Source organism: Amycolatopsis orientalis DSM 40040 = KCTC 9412 (genome assembly GCF_000478275.1).
Taxonomy (GTDB): Bacteria; Actinomycetota; Actinomycetes; order Mycobacteriales; family Pseudonocardiaceae; genus Amycolatopsis; species Amycolatopsis orientalis.
Genome location: NZ_ASJB01000030.1, coordinates 34,669 through 52,811, shown reverse-complemented (window position 1 = coordinate 52,811; position 18,143 = coordinate 34,669). Strand labels below are relative to the sequence as shown.

Below are 18,143 nucleotides of genomic sequence, written 5' to 3'. Positions count from 1 at the left end.
AGAGTTGTGTATGGAACCGAGTGTGCCTACGCCGTTCGGCGACGTCCTGCGCGCGGAGCGGAATCGTCAGGGCCTGACGCTCCGCGAGCTTGCCCAGCGCTGCGGAACCAACTACACCCACCTGTCGCGCTTGGAGAGCGGATCCGCCGACCGTGTTCCAAGCCGTGATTTGCTCGATCGTCTAGTTGCTGCACTAGATGACCCAGTTTCGTCGGCGGCCATCTCTCTTGCGGCCGAGCGGCTCCCAGCCGAGGCAGAGCGGGCAGTCAGCAGATTTTCCCGTGCGATCTCCGAACCGCAATTGTCCGACCGCACGCTTCCTGCCTTGCGGCGCCTCGATGCTGGAGTGCAGGCCGAGAGGTTGCTGACTGGTGCGTTCCGCCGCGCTATCGCCGGTGATCGCGTCGATCCCGAGGCGCTTTGCCGCGCGGCGGGAATGCGCCCGCGCGTTGTGACGGGGAGCCAAGAGCCGGCGACGACGTTCGAGGACAACGATGTGGTGGTTGTCCGGGACCCCAGCCGGCCAGGCGATGCAGGCGGTGCGCCCAGGGTGCGGTTCCTTCTTGCACACGCTGCCTCGCACGCGGCCCGCAATGAGCGCTCGTGCACGTTTCCCCGGGTCGGCACCCACGAGGAGAGCGCGGCGATCGATCTGGCCGCTCACCTTCTGTCCCCTCGCAACCTGCTCGAGAGGGCATTGCGCACAGTGACACCAGTGGTCGACGAGGACGCCCGCGATCCGTGGGCGCCGCGGACAGCTGACCGCGCGACTGCAGTGGCCGAGCGACTCGGCGTTCCGGGATGGATTGCTGTACGCCGCCTGGCCGATGAAGCCCTGCTCGACGATGACGCCGTGCTCCTTTACAGCTGGGAGAGTCCCTCATGACAGGTTCTGATCCCTTCGACACATCGCACCCGAGCCCGATCGGTCGCCTGCTACAGCTTCGTGCAGGCGCCAGCGAAGCCGTCGTGCGCGAGGGCCACCTCAGCGGTGTCCAGGCACTTATGGCTCGCCCCGGTGTGCTGGAGGCGCGCCTCTGGGATGCGCTAGGCGAAAATCCATTTTTGAGGCTGCTGGTCCTGACCGGAAGCGCGGGTAGTGGCAAGTCAGCGACGCTGAATCACCTTCTAGCACGTCAGCAGGAAGAAGGCGGCGGTCGTATTGGGGAGTGCCTCGCGGATGCGACCCATTCGGATGCCCCGGATCAGGGACAGGCCGAGAGGCTTGCCAGGTTCTTCGCTCCCTTCAGCGATGGTGCCCCTGAGCCGGCAGGAGGGTGCCGAATAGTCGCGATGAATACGGGAATGGCCCTGCGATTCTTTACCGATCTGCCCGACGTGCCGGAAGCCCCTGCACTGTCCCAGCTTGAGTCGCTTTTGCGCTCACGGCTAGGGCTCCCCGCCCTGCCAGGGGCATCGGATCCAGCCGGGTGGATGCGCAGCGGCATCCTCGTTGTCAATCTTGACCACCGCACCACCGTCGGTTCCGACGGCGCCCTCTTCGAGGAGATCCTCGCCCGCTTCGATCCGGCCGACCCGTCTGGCGTGCTCGAAGGCGCTCCCCGGTGCAATACCTGCAAAGTTCGCGACTGGTGCTGGCCCATGGCCAACGCGCACGCCATCTCGGCTGAGCCGGGCCGTCGCGCGATCAACCGTGCGGCCGGCGACGTTGCGCTGGCGCGAGGACGTCAGCTGGCGCCGCGCTCGCTGTGGGACGCGGCCGCTGAGCTTGCCCTCGGCGGGCTGCCGGCAGCCGATCGTGATGGCCGCGATCCCTGTTACGCGATCGTGGACATCGCGAAGGAAGGGGACGAGGCAGTGCTGCTCCATGCGATGGCGTGTAATGGGGCTCTTGGCCCTGTTCATCTCGAGACATCCTGGCTCCGGCCAGCCGGCGAGGGGTCTCTTATTGCTGAGCTCGCGACGAGGGAACCGAGTTACAGCGTTACCTTTCCGGTGCACAAACTGATTGCTGATGCAGGACTCGATCCGGATAGCGACGCTGATCAGCTCCGCAGGCTCCTTCGCGGTTCGCTAGACATGCCTCATCCGGCTGTGGAGCGGGCGGCCTCCGCGCTTGAAGGCGGCAAAGGCGCCTCGGCGGATGGTGCTCGGGTCTGGGGTCGGATGATGGCACGGGCGGCGTGGCTGGGTGGTGATTTGGCAGGCGGGACTGGCTTATCCAGTGAGTTCATGGCAGCACTCGCCGCGCAGCACGGGGGAGAAGATGAGACCACGGCCGGCGGGGATGCGCTGGAAAACGCACTCGGGGTCATAGAAGAGGGACTGGCGCGAGTGTTCGGCCTCGTCGCAGGCCCGGAGCACTACTACCCCACGTCAACGCTGCAGGCTTCAGCGACGGCTGACCTCATGGTACTGGTCCGGCTCGTCGAAACGCACGCCCTGCGTAGCCGGCGGGACCCGGTGCTGGCGGCGAACCGTGCTGGCGCCGAGATCGTTGGCTACCAACCTCTTGCACTTTCCCTCGAGATTATTAGAAAGCCTGTTGCCGTGGACTACCCCCTGTGGCAGCTGCTGAGTGAGGCAGCAACCGGTGGGGTGATCCCTACGACGATCGATCTCGAGCGCTTCCTGGCGCTGCGGCAGGCGATCCGGGCGGTTGGTGTCCGCGTTGCCGCTAGCGGCGACCAGCCATTGCTGGTGCGCGAGCGATCGCCAGAGGAACGGCGCTTCCGCATTGTCAAGCGAAACACGGCAACCGACCTGCTGCGGGCTAGGGAGATCCTGTGAATCCGACCGTGCGTCGCGCTCTCGAGACTATCTCCGGTGAGACCGGCATCGATGTGCTGATGCAGGGAAACCGGCTACTCGTCGCTGGGAAGCCGATCAATCTTCCGGTGGAAAAGCGGACGGATGACCGGCCGCGCCTGACGGGCGAGCGGGCTGAGTTACTGGGTATCCAAGGGCTGATGCCAACCGTTCCGCACGGTGACGACCGCGACAAGCTCTTGTGGCGTGTGATCCAGGAAGCTGCGCCGGATTCCGACGATTTGCTGCATGATCATGGCGTTCTTACCAACCTCGCCGGCCGCCTTGGGCTGGGGCCGGAAGCGTCCCGGGCGGCAGCGAAGGCCCTGGAGTCAAGATTCTTTAGCGCCCGCGGTGCACAACGTCTACTTCCAGTGCACGCGTCGCTCCCGCTTAACTACCACCATTCTGTATGGGATGATAAGAAGAACGCGTCGAAACGCGTTTCATATACGATGTTCGGTGGCGGGATCCTCCCGTACCTGTTGTGGAATTCAGAGAGTGGTGGCCCGAACGTTGATCTCATGCAGTCGCTGCTGGACGAGACTGTGAGCTACGATGAGCTCACCTCGCTCGACCGTCTCTTCCTGAGAGTAATGCTTGACGGTGCGCCGCGGAAAGATAGCGTGCCTAGCGCTACTGAGCTGCTCGAGCAATATCGGAATGAATTTGAAGTTAGTTTTTCCTCGGCTGGGGGGCCGTTTTGTGAGCCGAGTCTTGCGCTTTTCGAGCAGGATCTCAAAACGGTGCTTAGCACCGAGCTTCCGCGGCCCGAACGGACCCAATGGCTCACGGTCTTGTTGAGTTTTCATCTGGCGCTTCGCCTCTACCGGATCGCTGTGGCGGTCGGCTCGGAACTCGACCTGGCGGTCGCCGCGGCAGCGCAAATCGCACCCCCGCCCAGCATCAAGACATGCAAGTGCACTGGTCGCGAACTCTCTCAGCTGGACAGCTGCAGCCTGGCCGGAGCGATCCGGTTCAGAATCGGAAGCGGGCGCTTCAGGCCAGTCAGCGGACGCGACGGTTGCAGGCAGTCCTACCAGGACGTCGACCGGCAGCGCCTCCTCGACATGCCTGCTTCCCTCGTCACCCGAACGCTATCCTGCCGTGCATGGTCAGCCCTGGGCGGGGGAGAAGCAGCGGACCGGCACGACATCGCCGCCCTGACCCGTGCGCTTGACACCGACACGAGCCTGAGGCGCACGCACGGCGCCGCTTGTGCGGCTATCGCAGTCCTCCATCACGATGGCTGGAGAAAGGGCCGTTCCACGTTCGAAGAACTTGTGCGCGTCGGCAGGACAGGCGAGAGCCGGCCTGGCTTGCACGCGTTGCGAGACGACGTCCGCCACATGCGTACCCGCCCAAGCCGACAGAGCACCGAAGTCGTCAACCAGCTGATGCTCTCAACAAGTGTAGGTGCCGGGTCGCTCATCTCCCGCAACGGTCCCAGCTTCACCTACTTTGAACTTGACGAGCAGCTGCTGCTCATGCTCGTGCGCCTGACCTGCAAAGACCGGGAGCTCCCGATGGAGCGCTTCCTGCGTGGGCTACGCAGGTACGGGCTCGCGCCACAGGACGATGCTGAGGAAGCGGCACTCTTGGACACTCTCGAACGACTGGGGCTTCTGGACAGGTACTCCGATGCCGGGGAGGCAAGCTTTGTTCACTACGCCTGAGCACGACCGAGACCTCGCCGCCGAGATGGTGGCGTCAGCCCTCGTGCGCGAGGCATCCGCCTCTACCGGGCACCGAAGGCTTGTCCTCGGGTGCCACCTCGGCGTCAAGCCAAAGCAAGTACTCGGCGCGCTCGCCGAGAAGTTCGCCCCGAACGCGCTCGTGACAATTACTGAAGGCCGGGCCCCGGTTACTCTTCAGGGCGTTCCGCTGCCTGGCGACCAGCCTGGCAAACGCAGGCTTCTCTTGCCCTACCTCGTCGGCGACGTGGGGCCAAACGCTGGCAGCGCCGGCTTCGCGGCACTGCTCCGGGATCATGTCACCTCGGGGCCTGGCACGCACGTGCTGCTCATTCTTGACCCGCAACCTGTAGAGACAGTGCGCACCGCCGCCGAGGATGCGGCAACTCTCGATGGCTTGAGCTGGCAGCAGCTTTCCGCAGGTGCCGCCGCCGGAGCCAGCGCCGAGGTTCAGCCGCTTCTTCGCGCAGTGCTGCGCGATGACGAGCGGTTCCAACGGCTCCCACGCACCGCTGCGACCCTTGCACGCCTCAGGCATATTGCGTTGCTCAGCGACGCATCAGATGCGGGCGCGCAGCTGCACTCGCTGGGATGCTACCTAAGTGATACACAGGCCGACTATGCCGCGGCGAGGCTGCGGGAGTCCGCCAAGTGGCGGACAACATTGGAGAACTGGCTCGCCCCTGGACAGGACTTCGAGAAGAAGCTCACCGCGCGGTACACAGAAGCAGACACAGCCAGGCTCAATCGTGTGCTAGCCGCTCTCACCCCGTTCGGCCTCAACTATGAGCAATTCACTTTCGACGATATGCCTGGCTCTAAGACAGCAGCCCGCGCCGTCCGGCTAGCCTCCCCTCTCTCGCTGAGCGAATCCGCGGTCGTCACCCTTGGCAACCGTGCGATGGTGTGGAAGCCAGGAGGGGGGCAAATCAACGTCGCGCTTTCGTCGGCTGCTGGTTCGGACACGCTGGCGAGCCTGACCTGGTCTGACTCAGGCGAGTCTCTCGAGATAGCGGTTGCGGCCGGTGACCGCCATGTGGAGATTGTGGTTGATGGGGCAGGGTGGCGGTTCGCGCGCATCCAAATGCCCTCAGGGCAAGCGGCCGAGCTGGCTGTGTACCTCGACACCGGGAGCTGGGCACCATTTGAGCCCGCACTCGACTTTGACCTAACGGCCTCGGCATTTCGCAGCGCGGCCAACCCACAAGTGCTGGCGCTCGGCCCGGCTGGTGAGCTTGCGGGACAGCCCGCTGTTGAACGTCCCGATCCGGAACCGGAGAGCGGAGATCCCGAGGTCTGCTTGACCCGGTGGAACGGGGAGGAACATCCCATAACTCTGCTGATCGATGACGAACCTTTGCCAGGCCCATTGGATCCCGAACCGGAAGACCCAGCTGAGGAACCGGGCGAGGAGGGTGAGGAACCTGGTGAGAGCGGCGAGGAACCAGGGGAGGTTGGTGACGAGTCAGGGGAGGAGGGTGATGGATCAGGAGACGACGGTGGGAGCTGGTCACCTACCGTGCCGCAGCTGGCCGAGAGCGTCCCGCACGCGCGTCTCCTTGCACGCCGCAACGGCAACGAACTCGGCGATGCCCGCTTCCTCGTCACGGTTGGAGGGGATCACGCTCGTGCCGGGGTAATCGCGACTCCGGCCAGGTTTGATCTTGCCTCCCAAGGCCTTGGGGGCGGCCGGGACGGCCTCGACATCGAACAGCAGATACTCAATCTGCCGCACGTGACCGCCTTCAGTGTCGTAACAACCGCCGGCGTACTGACCATAGACCGGTACTCGAGCCTGGACTCCCTGGACGTGTCAGGTATCGAAGAATTCGAGACGTTCATGGGCGCGCGAACGATGTTCTTCACAGCAGTGCGCCCGCACGGTTCAGTGCACGCGATCGGTGCAGGTCATGCCGTTGACGAGGCGCGAGCTTACGTCGCTGCCTATGAGAAACTCCTCGAGGCGCTCCTGGAGAGTGCCCGGTTCGCGGCCGAGTATGAACGGCTGTTCCTGATGGACGCCGTCGTGGACGGGGCATCTGGCGAGATCCTCATCGCGCCCACAAGCCCCCTCAGTGTTGCGTACCTAATGACCTTGTCGGAAGAGTTCGAGTCGTGGCACGGGCGGGCAAGCGATGTCCAGCTTCAAGATATTCGCGCCTGCACAATGCGGCACCTCGTCCCCTACTTCGCCATGCACGGGACCTGGTACGAGACGGGTGGTCACGTCCCGCTCCTCTGGAGGAAATACAAGCCAGCAGCCATCGGCGTTGCCAGCGAGAACAGGCCGGCGTACATCAAGCAGCGCGTGGAACACTTCACGCGGGTTCACCCTGAGTACCTCGACGAGCGGCAGGAACTTGGCCTCGCCTTTCACGAACCGGGCAATGCAGCCGTAGTGCTGGAAGCCCTCCGCCTGCTCGCGAGGCCCCACGCACTAGGGTCCGCGCCCACACCCCTACCTAAGCTCGCCGTCACTATCGTCAGCTCCACCGAGACCCGGACAGTGCTGGAGGATCTGGTAGCGGGCCAGATCGACAGCACTGAGCGGAACGTCATCACAGATCGCCTGCTGCAGGACCGGCTCGAAGTCGTTCGGGCGGCACCAGATGAAGGCAAGCCTATATTTGCCCATCTGTCGTTCGTCTTTGACTCGTCGCTCCAGCGCGAGCCGGCCACCGTCGAACTGAACGCTCGAGCGGGCACCCTGTTCGCAGGAGGGCTCGCCGCTGTTCCCGGACGCTACACTGAACCGGGCCGGAACGAGAAAACGTTCATGTGGGGCACATTCACGGGTTCACATGTGTCCGGCATGCTGTCCTGTCTCGTCCAGCGCTGTCTGGAAGTTGTGGGCGGGATGCCACGAGACCCCCTCGCCCGCGGGCGCACCCGGATGCCCTCGACCCGGATTGACCGTGACTACCTCCATACGCTCTATAGAGGGAGCGCCTGGGTTGTTCACCTGGACCGGCTTCTCGGGCTGGAAGCGTTCGCACCTGACGCCAGAGGCCGAGGTGCCCGGTACCTCATTGACTACGAGGACCGGCACGACCTCGCCCAGCCTGGGCTTGACGCAATCACCGCAACTGACCGTGTCGAGCCCTACAGGCGCGCGTTGCGCCAGGCTATTCAAGAGTTGGGGCAGCCGACTGAAGCGGGCCTGGACCTCATGCTGCGGCTGTTTAATGGGGTAAGCGGACAGTGGGCATTGGATCTTGTCGGGGCCAATCCGAACGATTTGCACGAACGGATCGGGCTCGCGGTGGCCGTGGCGAGTATTCAGGATCTTGACGGTGGGCTGCACGGCGAGTCAGCTACGGGACTCGTCCTGTCAATCGATGAGATGCTGAAGTCGCTTCCGCAAGGTGTGCAGCCGAGCAAGGGTTTTCTTTGCGATGACCTGCTGTACGTGAGGATCCCTGAACATGAATCAGGCACGGTTGTTCTCCGCGGCCGGCTGCTCGAGGTGAAGTACCGGGGCTCAACCGACCCCGGCGCAGCGACAACTGCGCATCAGCAGCTCAAGCGTGCTCGGGACTGGCTCCAGTCCACTTTTGGGGACACTGCTTCGCCAGGCCGCATGTTCCGAGCACGCGACCTCGCCGAATTGATTCGCGCGGCCGCCACCCGCGCCTCCGCATTCGGCCTGATGTCGCAGACTCAGCGAGCAGGACTTGAAAGTGCCCTCGAAGCAGTGTCACGAGGAGAGTTCAGCCTGCGGCTCGATTTCCAGGCGGGAACCAAGACCTTGTACGGAGACTTCGTTAGCATTGAGGCCAGCAGTGCAGTGCCTGCTCACCGGCAGGCGCTCAACAGCGAGGGGAAATTCGGCCACGTCAGGCTAGGCCGACCAGCGTTGCGTGCACTTGCGGCGGGAGACGCAATCCCACGCCCACTAGACCTCGCCCATTTGACTTTCAGTGAGCCGGGTGGTGAAGACGACGGAACTGCATCGGGCCCAGACAGCGGTCCCTCGCCATCAGGTCCCGATGTCGGTCCCACGCCGGAACCCAAGCCCGACCACGACGGTAGCAAACCGGATAACGCTAGCGCGCAAGACGATCTGACAACGGAAGCCTATGACGGATCATTGCCACCAGAGGCCAGCATTTACGCCACCCGGCTCGACGAGGCGTTCACCAAATACGGGCTCTCCGTCGAACCTTTTCGCGTCGAGCTCGCACTCGCTGGCCCGAGCCTAATCCGATTTCGCACCAGGACCCTCGGAAAACTATCGATCAGCGACATCGAGCGCCGCTCAAGAGACCTTGGTCGGGAAACTGCGGCGCCTGGCGAGATCGTGATAGGTGATGAGCCCGGCTACGTCACCGTAGACGTGCCGCGCAGCGATCGCCAGACTGTGCCATTGAGGTCGATTCTCGGCAGGCTCGATGAATCAACGGCTCGGCCAGGAGCCCTGAGCTTTGTGGCCGGAGTTGCTCCCAGTGGAGCAGTGGAAATTGCGGACCTCTCGCGGCTCCCACATTTACTCGTCGCCGGCGCGACCGGTTCCGGAAAAAGTGTCTTCCTGCGAGGCCTGCTGCTTGAGCTACTTCGTCAACGAACACCAGGGCAGCTCAGCATACTAATCATCGACCCGAAACGGCTTGACTTTGCGGCGTTCGCGCGCGCGCCACATGTGCGCGGCAACGCCATCATCAGTGATCCCGACGAAGCTCTTGAGAGGTTGCAGTTCACACTAGACACTGAAATAGCACGGCGAGGGCCGATCCTGGAGGAGGCAGGTGTCAGCTCGGCATCGGAGTATTACGAATCCGGCGGGCGGCTCGAGGATCTTCCTCAGCTTGTGATCTTGGTCGACGAGTTCTCAGATCTGGTCCTCGCCGGGTCGGATCGGCGAGCCTTCAGTGAGATGGTCCAGCGCTACGCCCAGCTGACCCGCGCATATGGGGTCTTTCTTGTCCTGGCTACGCAGCGGCCAAGCGTTGACGTGATTACCGGGAGCATTAAGGCAAATCTGAGCGCCCGCATCGCCTTCTCGCTCCCGAGCGCGACGGACTCCCGGACGGTGCTCGACCGCGGCGGTGCTGAGGACCTGCTCGGAGACGGTGACCTGCTGTTCTATCGGAACGGGCGGACCATCCGGCTGCAGGCGCCTCTCACTACTATCACCGATGTAAGGGGCGCGGTGGGCACCTGATCGCAGTCAGGTCAGAGCAGGGCGGGGTAACTGGGCGTCGTATTCAGTGCCCATCCCTGCCGGGCGCGTAGCGCGACTATGCAGATATTCTCGACAGCGCCGCCGTGACCTGCTGTTTCGTCAATAAGACGCCCTGGGAGTGGCCTGTCATCGCCGCGATGCCCCTGACTTAGGACAATGACAGCAGCATCGGTCTCTGACAGGACGGCAACGACGACAACATAGCCTGGGTAGACCCCGCCCCAGCCAGGTTTGCGGCAAACTGACAATGCTGTGTTAGCGGGCTGAGACCGCCCGCCTGGCAATATGCTCAGGGCATTCCCGAGCCGGTGTCTGTTGACCAGTACGTTCTGGCGCCGAGGTCAGGCCTGTCCTCGGTACTTTGGTGGTTCAACTGCGTGTCGTGACGTCATGTAGTGGGGATACCGGTAAGCCATGCGCGTACCGCTTGCAGGTCGCTGTACCCGTGGTCCCTGAGCACGTCGACAATGTCGCGACCGCTGATGAGGACGATGGGATGGCCATCTTCGCGGATCTCGGTGTAGGCCTGCCGGTCGAAATAGGACGTTGTTATGAAGACGCCGAACTGCCGGTGGCGCAAGCGGGCGATGAGGCGTGATACGTCGCGGACGCCGACGGATGTCGTGTCGCTGTAGCACTTTGCTTCGAGGGCGAAGTCGATTGTGATGGGGTCTGATCGGGGTCCCAGGGTGTATTCGCCGATCGCGTCCCGTCCGCCATCGCGGCTTGGCCGGGTGACATCGCAGCGGGTGGTCCGGGGTGCGAGTAGCCGCCAGAGCTGGACGGCGCACGCTTCGAAGCCGTGTGCGTTCTTGCGGTAGAACTCGCGGATGTGCTGCAGGATCGCTCGGCCGTCAGCATCGGCGGGAAGCTGCTCAGCTTTTTTCCGGATGACTGTTGTCGATGGTGCTAGCAGTGGGCGATAGGACCGGCCCTGTACCCAGGCGGTCCAGGCAGGCGGGCAGTGTGGGCTGTCGTTGGTGTTGCCGGCAAGGATGTCGTTGAGCCATGCCCGGGATACTGTGGCGACGTCGAGCACGGTGAAGCGTGCCCTGTAGTTCTGGAATCTGCTGCCGTTGCTGCTTCGCCAGATGGCGGCTAGCTCGTCGTCCTCAGTCAGCGTGGCCGCGCCGGGCGCGAGCAGTCCGCGGAAGACGATTCTGCGGCCGGGGCTTACTTTCTCGAAGAGCAGGAATGGCGGCACTGTGGCACGGTCACGGTCGCTTCCGTGGGTGAGGCTGAAGACGTCTCTGAGGAGGAGGTTGCCGTCTCGCTGGGTGTCGTGGAGGTCGCGTCCAGCGCTGCGGTTGTCCCCGTAGTAGGTGAAGATCCCGGTTTGGGGGTCCAGTGCGTCGGGCCAGTCGGGTTCCGCGGCGGTCGAGTAGAGTGCCGCAATTTTGACGCTGCCTTGCCGGGGCGAGCCTTTGTATCTGAAGCCGCCCTGGTTGCCGACGGGGAGCAGAGCGGCGAGGGGGTCGTCGGCGAAGGTACCTGCGGTGCCGCCTTCGTAGATGCGGTCGACGACGAGGTCCGCCTGGCCGAGGTCGGAGAACGCTATTGCCTGTGGCTGCGTCATGGCCGAGTTCAGTGCCTCCATGTGCTGGACCTGCTCCCGGGAGGCGCGTCACGTGCCCACCATGAGCTTTCTGGATCATCGTAGCGTTCTCGCTGGTGCTCCTCTTGCGCCTGGTGAGGCTGACCCGGTCGCGGTGTCGTCTGGTGATGCGGAGTGGATGACTATGCCCGGCGCTTTCCGCTCAGCAGGTCGGTGACGAGCCGAGGCTCGGCGTGGTGCTTCCGGCCTGGGTTTCTCTGCGTTCGTCATGGCCGAGGCAGTGGCGGTGGCATGTGGTGCGGCTGGAAGATCGTCCGAGTGCGTGGTCGCTCTGCTCGCTGGAAGTCCGGGCTATCTGGGATAGTCGGCAGAGTGACTATTGGTAATCAGGGGGCTCTGGCGTTGCCGCTGAACGTCAGACGTGCTGCTGCAGTTGACTCCCGGGCACGTGCCACGAGCTGGAAGCGCAACAAATTCCTGGTGCACCCGGTGCCGGAACGGGGCATGTCCACCAGGCCCGTGGGCGCCTTCCCTATCCCGCGGGATAGCGCGGCCAGCCCGCCCCAGGACCTGCAGCCGTGCGTTGATTGGTTCTACAGCCAGCATGAAGCACGCGAGCGGTTCCGGTGGGCCTTGCGTGACTCGCTCGACGAACTGCTGGATGGGCAGCGCACCGGTAGATGGTGCTACCAGCATCTGTCCAAAACCGAGAAGACCTACCTCGGTACTGCTGTCGAGGTGAATCTGACAAAAGAGTTCTGTATTGAAGCTGGCGTGGACCTCGACTGGAAGGTCGCTGGGGCTGATCTTGATTGCAAGTTCTCCCGCGAGCTCGGCGGCTGGGAGATCCCTATGGAGATGTACCGATGTGCTGATCATGGGGACCAGTCCGGTCGGGCTGACCATCCTGCCCTGCTCACGTGGTTCAGTGATGACCGCAGTGAGTGGGCTGCTGGTCTGATCCGGGTCACCGATCAGCGGCTGCGGTGGAAGAAGCCAGATGCTTCAGGTAACTCGTTGCGCGCCTACAACCGCGACTACAAACGTAAAATCGCAGATGACGGGCTGCGGGACATTTTCTGGCTCTGGGGAGGAATCCAGGACGATCTGCCTACCAACCACCTGCTTCACCTCGCGCCGGAGCAGCGCGGCAGGATCCTGCGAGACGTCTCGGGGCAAGAGCGCGTCAATCAGCTTTTCCGGGAGCTGGCAGGCCGTGTGGTGAGCCGGCATACCGTGCTTACGGTGGCGCAGCAAGACGATTCTCCGAAGCGAGTCCGCGACGCGCGGATAGCCTTACGGCCCGAGGGGCTTGTCGTTCTGGGGGCTCAGGAAGCTCATCCTGCGATAGCGCGCCGTCTCAAGCTGCCTGTTCCTGCTAAGGGGGAGTGGGTGTCCGTCCGTCTCGCTGAGGTGGGCCGCGATGCTGACCGGCCGAAGTTCTGGCTGGACCACAAGTGGTGGGCCGTCGCGCACTCCGATGAGCCGATCATCCCTGCGCCGGCGATTCCGCGGTTCAAACTGCCTGAGCAGCCCAACTAGAGACGTGCCTCTGCAGGCAGGTTGGCAGGCCAGCTCACGTGCCTGCCAACCAGCGTTCGATGTAACGGGCGTTGCGAACGGGCGCAGCGGCGTTTCGGATTGGGGGCTGTCAGCACAGCAGCTCACGAACCGGCGAGCTGGCGTAGACAGCACAGATGTTCCGCGGGGAGGGTTCCCGGCAATGCAGGCGCCTGGGAGATGTCTGGAGCGATCATGCCCACACCTTCCACTCGTCAGTGAACGAGGGCCAGGGCCGCTGCCCGATGTCCTTGCGGTTCATCAGCTGTTTTACGCCTTCTGCCCAGGTGGGTAGATCCATGAGCTCGAGCAGCAGGCTCCTCTCCAGCTCGGCCCAGTGCAGCTCGATCGTGCGGCCAGCAGCGTACGCACGGAGGACCACCTGATCTGGCTGGACGTTCTCGAGGCCCCGGGGGAGTACCCAGCTAGCAGCCACTCCGGTGTCCTCGAGTGCCGCCAGCACCGCTTCCGAAGACAGTGTCACGATGAACAGCGCGTAGTCCGTGATCAGCCTCGCGCACAGCGCAGGCGAGAGCGGATAGATCGCCCAAGGCGGCAATGTCGGAGACCGGGCCACCCGGTCATCGCTCCGGGCGTAGACGAGGTGCGCGCCGTTCAGGATGTGTGCCCGCTTAGCTGCTCGCCGGTGCTCGGCCGCTGTCCGGTCAACGAATTCCTGTTCCCGCCAGAGCTCGTAGCCACGGGCGATATCGGCTGTAACGAGAGCCCGGCCTCCAGGGAGTTTCATCCCCTGGAGCCCGCGTTCATGTGCCAGGCTGAACGACCTGCTGAGCAGGTCGAGGTGAGTCTTATACGGGATATCGAGTGGCGCAAGTTTCCCGGGAAGCTCGCCGGGCAGCAGGCCGCCAGAGCGAATCGCTTCTTCTGCCATCTGCTGGCGCCTGCGCTGCCGCGAGACCTTCCGGCCAGGATGAGACTTAATCTCATGCAGATACGCTTCGTATTCGTCGCCGACTTCGGTGAACGAGGTGGCGTCGCCGATGCTCAGGCACGAGGTCAGATCGTGTAACAGGACAAACCGGCGTTCGTCCCGCCAGTAATCAGTGACGAACCCGAGCTCGGCTGAAAGGCCGCTCTTGCCTGCCATCGGGCCAGGGCGCTGATTGCGCGAGAGCGCGATGATGACCTGCCGGTCATAGCCGAACACCCGCCAGGCGAGCGCGTCCGCGATCGAGCGCAGCTGCCGGTCAACGCGCTCGCAGACGTCAGCTTCTAGCTCCCAGCTCTCACCGTCGGCGGGATCGCCTAACCTCAGCTCAGGAGCATCTCGAGGTACCTTCTTCCCTTGCCGAAGCAGCTTTCCGACTCTCCTGCATCTCAACCGGTGCTCCTGCACTGCGAGCACCCGCGACAGCAGCGCCTGCTGAAAACTGAAGTAGTCACCGCTGCTGCGGCACTGCCGGAGAGCAGTGATCAGCTCCACAGCAGCAGCGGCAGCTTCCTGATGCAAAGGATGCAAGAAGACCCGGTCAGCCCGTTCGGAAGGCATATCGAGCAGCAACGGCATGGGCAGACTCCCGCGTCCGGGTCGGACCAGCTCAGCAGCGGTAGCAGACGGCACGCGCAACCCGCCAAGCCTGGTGCAGTCGTCATCGTATGTGCAGGGGAAGCCGACCTTGCTCCTCTGCTAGCCCGGGCGGTGTCCAGACCGTGGTTCGAGGGCCTTGAGCGCGTCGGCACGACGCTGTTTGTCGTGACAGGAAATGGCGACGTGTGCTGAATACGCGATGAGCACCGCATAACCGCCGACGAACCAAGCCCACATAGGCTTCCTTTCGTGGGTTGCGAACCGCGCCACCCACGTCGTCGTATCGCTCACCGGCGCGGTCTGTGGCCCGTACCGGACCGGTGGCGTTCGATGACTGCCCGCGCTGGGTTCGCGAGGGTCAGGCGTCGGCGAGTGTGTGGAACAGTGCCTGCGTTTCGGGGTCCGTCGAGTACAGGACTGTTCCCTGCATGCCGCGGGTCAGCAGCACCTTGTAGGTGTGCTTGATGAGCCGCTCGAACTCGTCCGGCTTGGCGCGGGCGACGACGGTGTCCTTGCTGGCGGAGGGGGCGGCCACCCAGCGGTCGGTCCGCCAGACCAGGTCCGGGCCGAAGAGCACGCCGTTCCAGTCGTATTCGAAGCCTTGCGCGGTGTAGATGCAGCCGACCTGGCCGAAGCCGGCGGGATCGGTCGCCCACAGCTGGGAGGGGGGTGCGCCGTTGACCCCGCGGTCGCCCTTGACGTTCCAGGGACGTTTCCAGGATCCGATGACGACGTCGTCGATCAGGCCGTCGCTGGGGTGGGCGTCGCTCCAGGGCCAGCAGAAACCGGCGGTCATCCGCGCGCCGAAGCCTTGGTCGAGTTTCGTGGCGAGGTGGGCTTCGAGGGCGGCCGGGTTGTCGGCGACGGCCAGTTCGAATCGGTCGTCGCCCGTCCACGGGGCGGGAGGGTTGCCAGAGAGGCTCAGCAGGTCCAGGACCCATTGTTCGTAGGTGCGGCTGCCGCCGCAGCGGAACTGGCCGTCGAGATCGATCCGCCGGACCGTGAGGCCCTTCTCTGTTGCCTTGGCGTGGATTTCGTCGTAGGAGCCGAGTTCGCCGGGACGGACGACCTGGTGCTGGTCGAGCAGGAAGACGGGGACGCGGGCGGCGTCGATGAGTTCTTCGACCTGTGGCTTGGTGCTGCGTTTCGCTGCCGGGGTGTAGCGGTTGTTGGAGGTCTCGCGGATGCGGTGGGCTTCGTCGTTGATCAGGACTGTCAGGTGGTTGTGTCCCGCCTGGGAGAAGCTGTTGAAGTACTGGAACAGCTTCTGTACCTGGGTGGTGCCTTTGCCCGCGATCTTGCGCAGGGTGGTGGTGAACGATTTCGACCCGGTCGCGTGGATCGCGCTGTAGCCGTTCCGGAAGAGCTCGCCGAGGAGTTCGAGCGCGATGACGCTCTTGCCGGAACCCGGGCCACCGTTGACGATGATGACTTCCTTGCTGTCGGCGTCGTGGGCACGCCGGACCGCTCGCAGGACCATCAGGTAGGCGACCTGCTGCTCGTCGAGCAGCACGAAGCTGCGCTGGTGCTTGATTTCGTCGGCGGCGACCGCCATCAACTGCCTGCTCGGTGCGATCCTGCTGTTCGTGAGGTCTTCGGCGGCCTGGATGCCGGGCTTGGGGGCCAGGCGGGTGTTCAGGAATGTCCGCAGCGCGGTGCGGTTCGACGCGGTGAACATCTGCCCGTACTGCCGGGGCGGCAGCTCGAGCAGCGACGCGACCCCCGCGTCGTCGGCGTTGTGCAGGTAGGCGACACCGACGACGTCGCCAGGGCTGTCGTGCAGCACACGGGTGAAGTCGACGAGGTACTCGCAGTACTGCTCGACCTGGGAGACCGGGTGCAGCAACGCGCGCTTGGCACCCGGCACGGTGCACAGCCGGGGTTCGTCCTCCTCGACGGTCGCGCTGCTCCACTGTTTGAGCTCCACGACGACGTAGGACGACCTGCCGGACTCGGGATGGACGCCGGCGAGCACGACATCGGCGCGGAGGCTGGACAGCGGCAGTTGATACTCGACGAGCATCTCGACCTCGCCGAGTCCGCACTCCACCAGTTCTTGAGCGAGTGCGGGCAGGCTCAACCGCCACGAACGCCGCTCGGAGTCGGACGGGCGGAAACCGTACTTGACGGCGAACTGGGTGGCGAGCTGATCAGCGAGGGTGTCACCCGCGGCGAGCTGCAGAACGCTCTGCGCGGACCTGGAAAGCAGGAACGACGACACGACGGAACTCCCATACATGTGTGGCGTGTCCGCGGGCGAGCCCGTGGAAGCCAGGCGGCTGTATAGCGATCACCGTACAGGAGTTCGAGTTCATCCCGAAGATGACCCGCCGATTCGCGCCCCTTCACCGCGAAACACGTCTCCGTCCGGGTAGATCACTTCCACGCCCTGCGCTCTGAGTACCTCGATGATGCTCGATGCGGGCTTGGCGGGGAGCAGTACCGCCAGTTCGGCGCCGGGTTTGAGGTGGTGCCGGTAATCCAGGAGCTGGCCGAGCGCCATACGGACGTCCTGGCGCCGGTTGGACGCCTTGGCCTCGATGAGGGTGTTCGTCGCGGGGTCGAAGAGGTCGCAGACGAGCCGCTCGCCGGTGGGGAGAAGGGCACTGAGGCACAACAGTTCTCGATCCACGAAGTCGGCGTAACGCTCGACCAGCCTCGCTTCGGGAAAATCCACCACATGGCTGCCCGAACCGCCACTCGCGATCGCCGTCTCCGGGACGCTGCCCGGCGGGCGCGAGGTCACGACGGTTTCTGCTGGCTCTGCAGGTCCCGTCCTGCCTCGGTCGTCCGCCGTCCGCTCGATCGGCGTCCACTGTCCTGGTGTCAGCGGGACCGAGCCGGCGCCGTCGGACATCATTGTCGTGAGGTCGGCGAACACAGGATCCGATTCCAGCGCCTGCCTGGTCAGTGGTCGGTCGAACAAGAAGCGATCGAAGCGCACGTCGACGACGTGACGCGTGGCTCCGTCCTCGGGGCTTTCGACCGGATACGGCGTCGAAGTGAGCGTGCCGATGGCGTAAATGCCTGCGGTGCCACCGGAAACCCACAAGGCGAAGCGATCGCCGATCCGCAACTCGTCGACGTGGCGCGTGATGGTCAAGGTCGCGGTGGACGCCGATCGGCTCTCCCACCAGGACCACACGTCCCACTGGTCAAGGTCGCATCCCAGGATCCAGTGCGCGGGCGGGCGGTTCCCTCCGGCCGTGATCAGGTCTCTGACTGAAGTGTGCTTGTCCGCAGACACGAGCGTGAGACTGCGCAGCGGTGTCGAGAGGCCCAGCGGCCCCAGGATCCGGGCGGCGGGGATCGGGACCTCGAACTCGTGCACGTCGCCGAGCGCCATGATGTGCTCCCACGTGTCGCCGTCCTCGTCGGTACCCCACACCGACTTCGCGAGGTCCGGGTTGTGGAACAGGTGCAGGATGGTGGCCTTCGCGAAGAACGCCATGTCCGCGTAGAACAGCACCTGGTCTCCGACCTTGCGGCCGCGGAGCGCGACGGCCTTCGCGTTGCCCGACGAACGCGTCGGTGTCGAGCCCCAGATCCTGGCCGGCTCATCCCGGTAAAGCGTCTCGAGAACTGCGAGATCGGCGCCGAGCGTGGCGGCGTGGTCCGCGAGACGCACACCGCGGCGAACGGACAGATCGAAGTTGGCCGGGCCGTTGTACCGGGTGCCGCCGCGCGGCTGCAGAACCAACTGCTCGTCGTTCATGATCGGCACGATAGCGATCGTCACCGACAACCGGGCTGTACCGACCACGGCTCGATTGTCGGTGGCTTCTGGTAGAGATGGATCATGCTTTATGGGGGACGGGTCGAGGCGATCCACGC

General features: G+C 64.3%; 9 protein-coding genes. 5 read left to right on the top strand and 4 right to left on the bottom strand.

Annotation, left to right across the window (positions count from 1 at the left end):
- The first annotated feature begins 22 nt into the window (after positions 1–22).
- The 4 genes from L324_RS41450 to L324_RS42160 are packed head-to-tail and all read left to right on the top strand — an operon-like array spanning position 23 to position 9,624.
- Positions 23–886, top strand: a complete 864-nt coding sequence (locus L324_RS41450; protein WP_161780833.1) for a helix-turn-helix domain-containing protein — start codon at positions 23–25, stop codon at positions 884–886.
- Positions 883–2,751 carry a hypothetical protein gene (locus L324_RS08745; protein ID WP_152546739.1) on the top strand — a complete coding sequence of 623 codons (1,869 nt, stop codon included), beginning with the start codon at positions 883–885 and terminating at the stop codon, positions 2,749–2,751. Before L324_RS41450 ends, L324_RS08745 begins: the two co-directional genes overlap by 4 nt.
- Positions 2,748–4,445, top strand: coding sequence for a DNA phosphorothioation-dependent restriction protein DptG (gene dptG / locus L324_RS08740; protein ID WP_152546738.1), 1,698 nt, complete (start codon positions 2,748–2,750; stop codon positions 4,443–4,445). The genes L324_RS08745 and dptG overlap by 4 nt, the downstream gene beginning before the upstream one ends.
- Complete coding sequence (locus L324_RS42160; RefSeq protein ID WP_161780832.1) at positions 4,429–9,624, top strand: FtsK/SpoIIIE domain-containing protein; 5,196 nt, start codon at positions 4,429–4,431, stop codon at positions 9,622–9,624. Before dptG ends, L324_RS42160 begins: the two co-directional genes overlap by 17 nt.
- A 409-nt stretch (positions 9,625–10,033) precedes the next feature.
- Here the strand turns inward: L324_RS42160 and L324_RS08720 are convergent, their stop codons facing one another.
- A complete protein-coding gene (locus tag L324_RS08720; protein WP_152546736.1) occupies positions 10,034–11,242 on the bottom strand; it encodes a restriction endonuclease in 1,209 nt (402 codons plus the stop codon).
- Between the two features lie 330 nt (positions 11,243–11,572).
- On the opposite strand from L324_RS08720, the gene L324_RS08715 reads away from it, so the two are divergent.
- Positions 11,573–12,742, top strand: a complete 1,170-nt coding sequence (locus L324_RS08715; protein ID WP_201769641.1) for a NaeI family type II restriction endonuclease — start codon at positions 11,573–11,575, stop codon at positions 12,740–12,742.
- A 211-nt stretch (positions 12,743–12,953) separates the two neighbouring features.
- Here L324_RS08715 and L324_RS08710 read toward each other — a convergent pair whose 3' ends face one another.
- The 3 genes from L324_RS08710 to L324_RS40835 form a co-directional block, all read right to left on the bottom strand.
- Positions 12,954–14,288 carry a hypothetical protein gene (locus L324_RS08710; RefSeq protein ID WP_037305561.1) on the bottom strand — a complete coding sequence of 445 codons (1,335 nt, stop codon included), beginning with the start codon at positions 14,286–14,288 and terminating at the stop codon, positions 12,954–12,956.
- 379 nt (positions 14,289–14,667) lie between these two features.
- Positions 14,668–16,530, bottom strand: coding sequence for a DUF2075 domain-containing protein (locus L324_RS08705; protein WP_235783456.1), 1,863 nt, complete (start codon positions 16,528–16,530; stop codon positions 14,668–14,670).
- 90 nt (positions 16,531–16,620) lie between these two features.
- The gene (locus tag L324_RS40835; protein WP_161780831.1) at positions 16,621–18,141 is read right to left on the bottom strand and encodes an EVE domain-containing protein; all 1,521 of its coding nucleotides are present in this window, start codon (positions 18,139–18,141) and stop codon (positions 16,621–16,623) included.
- Positions 18,142–18,143: the final 2 nt, after the last annotated feature.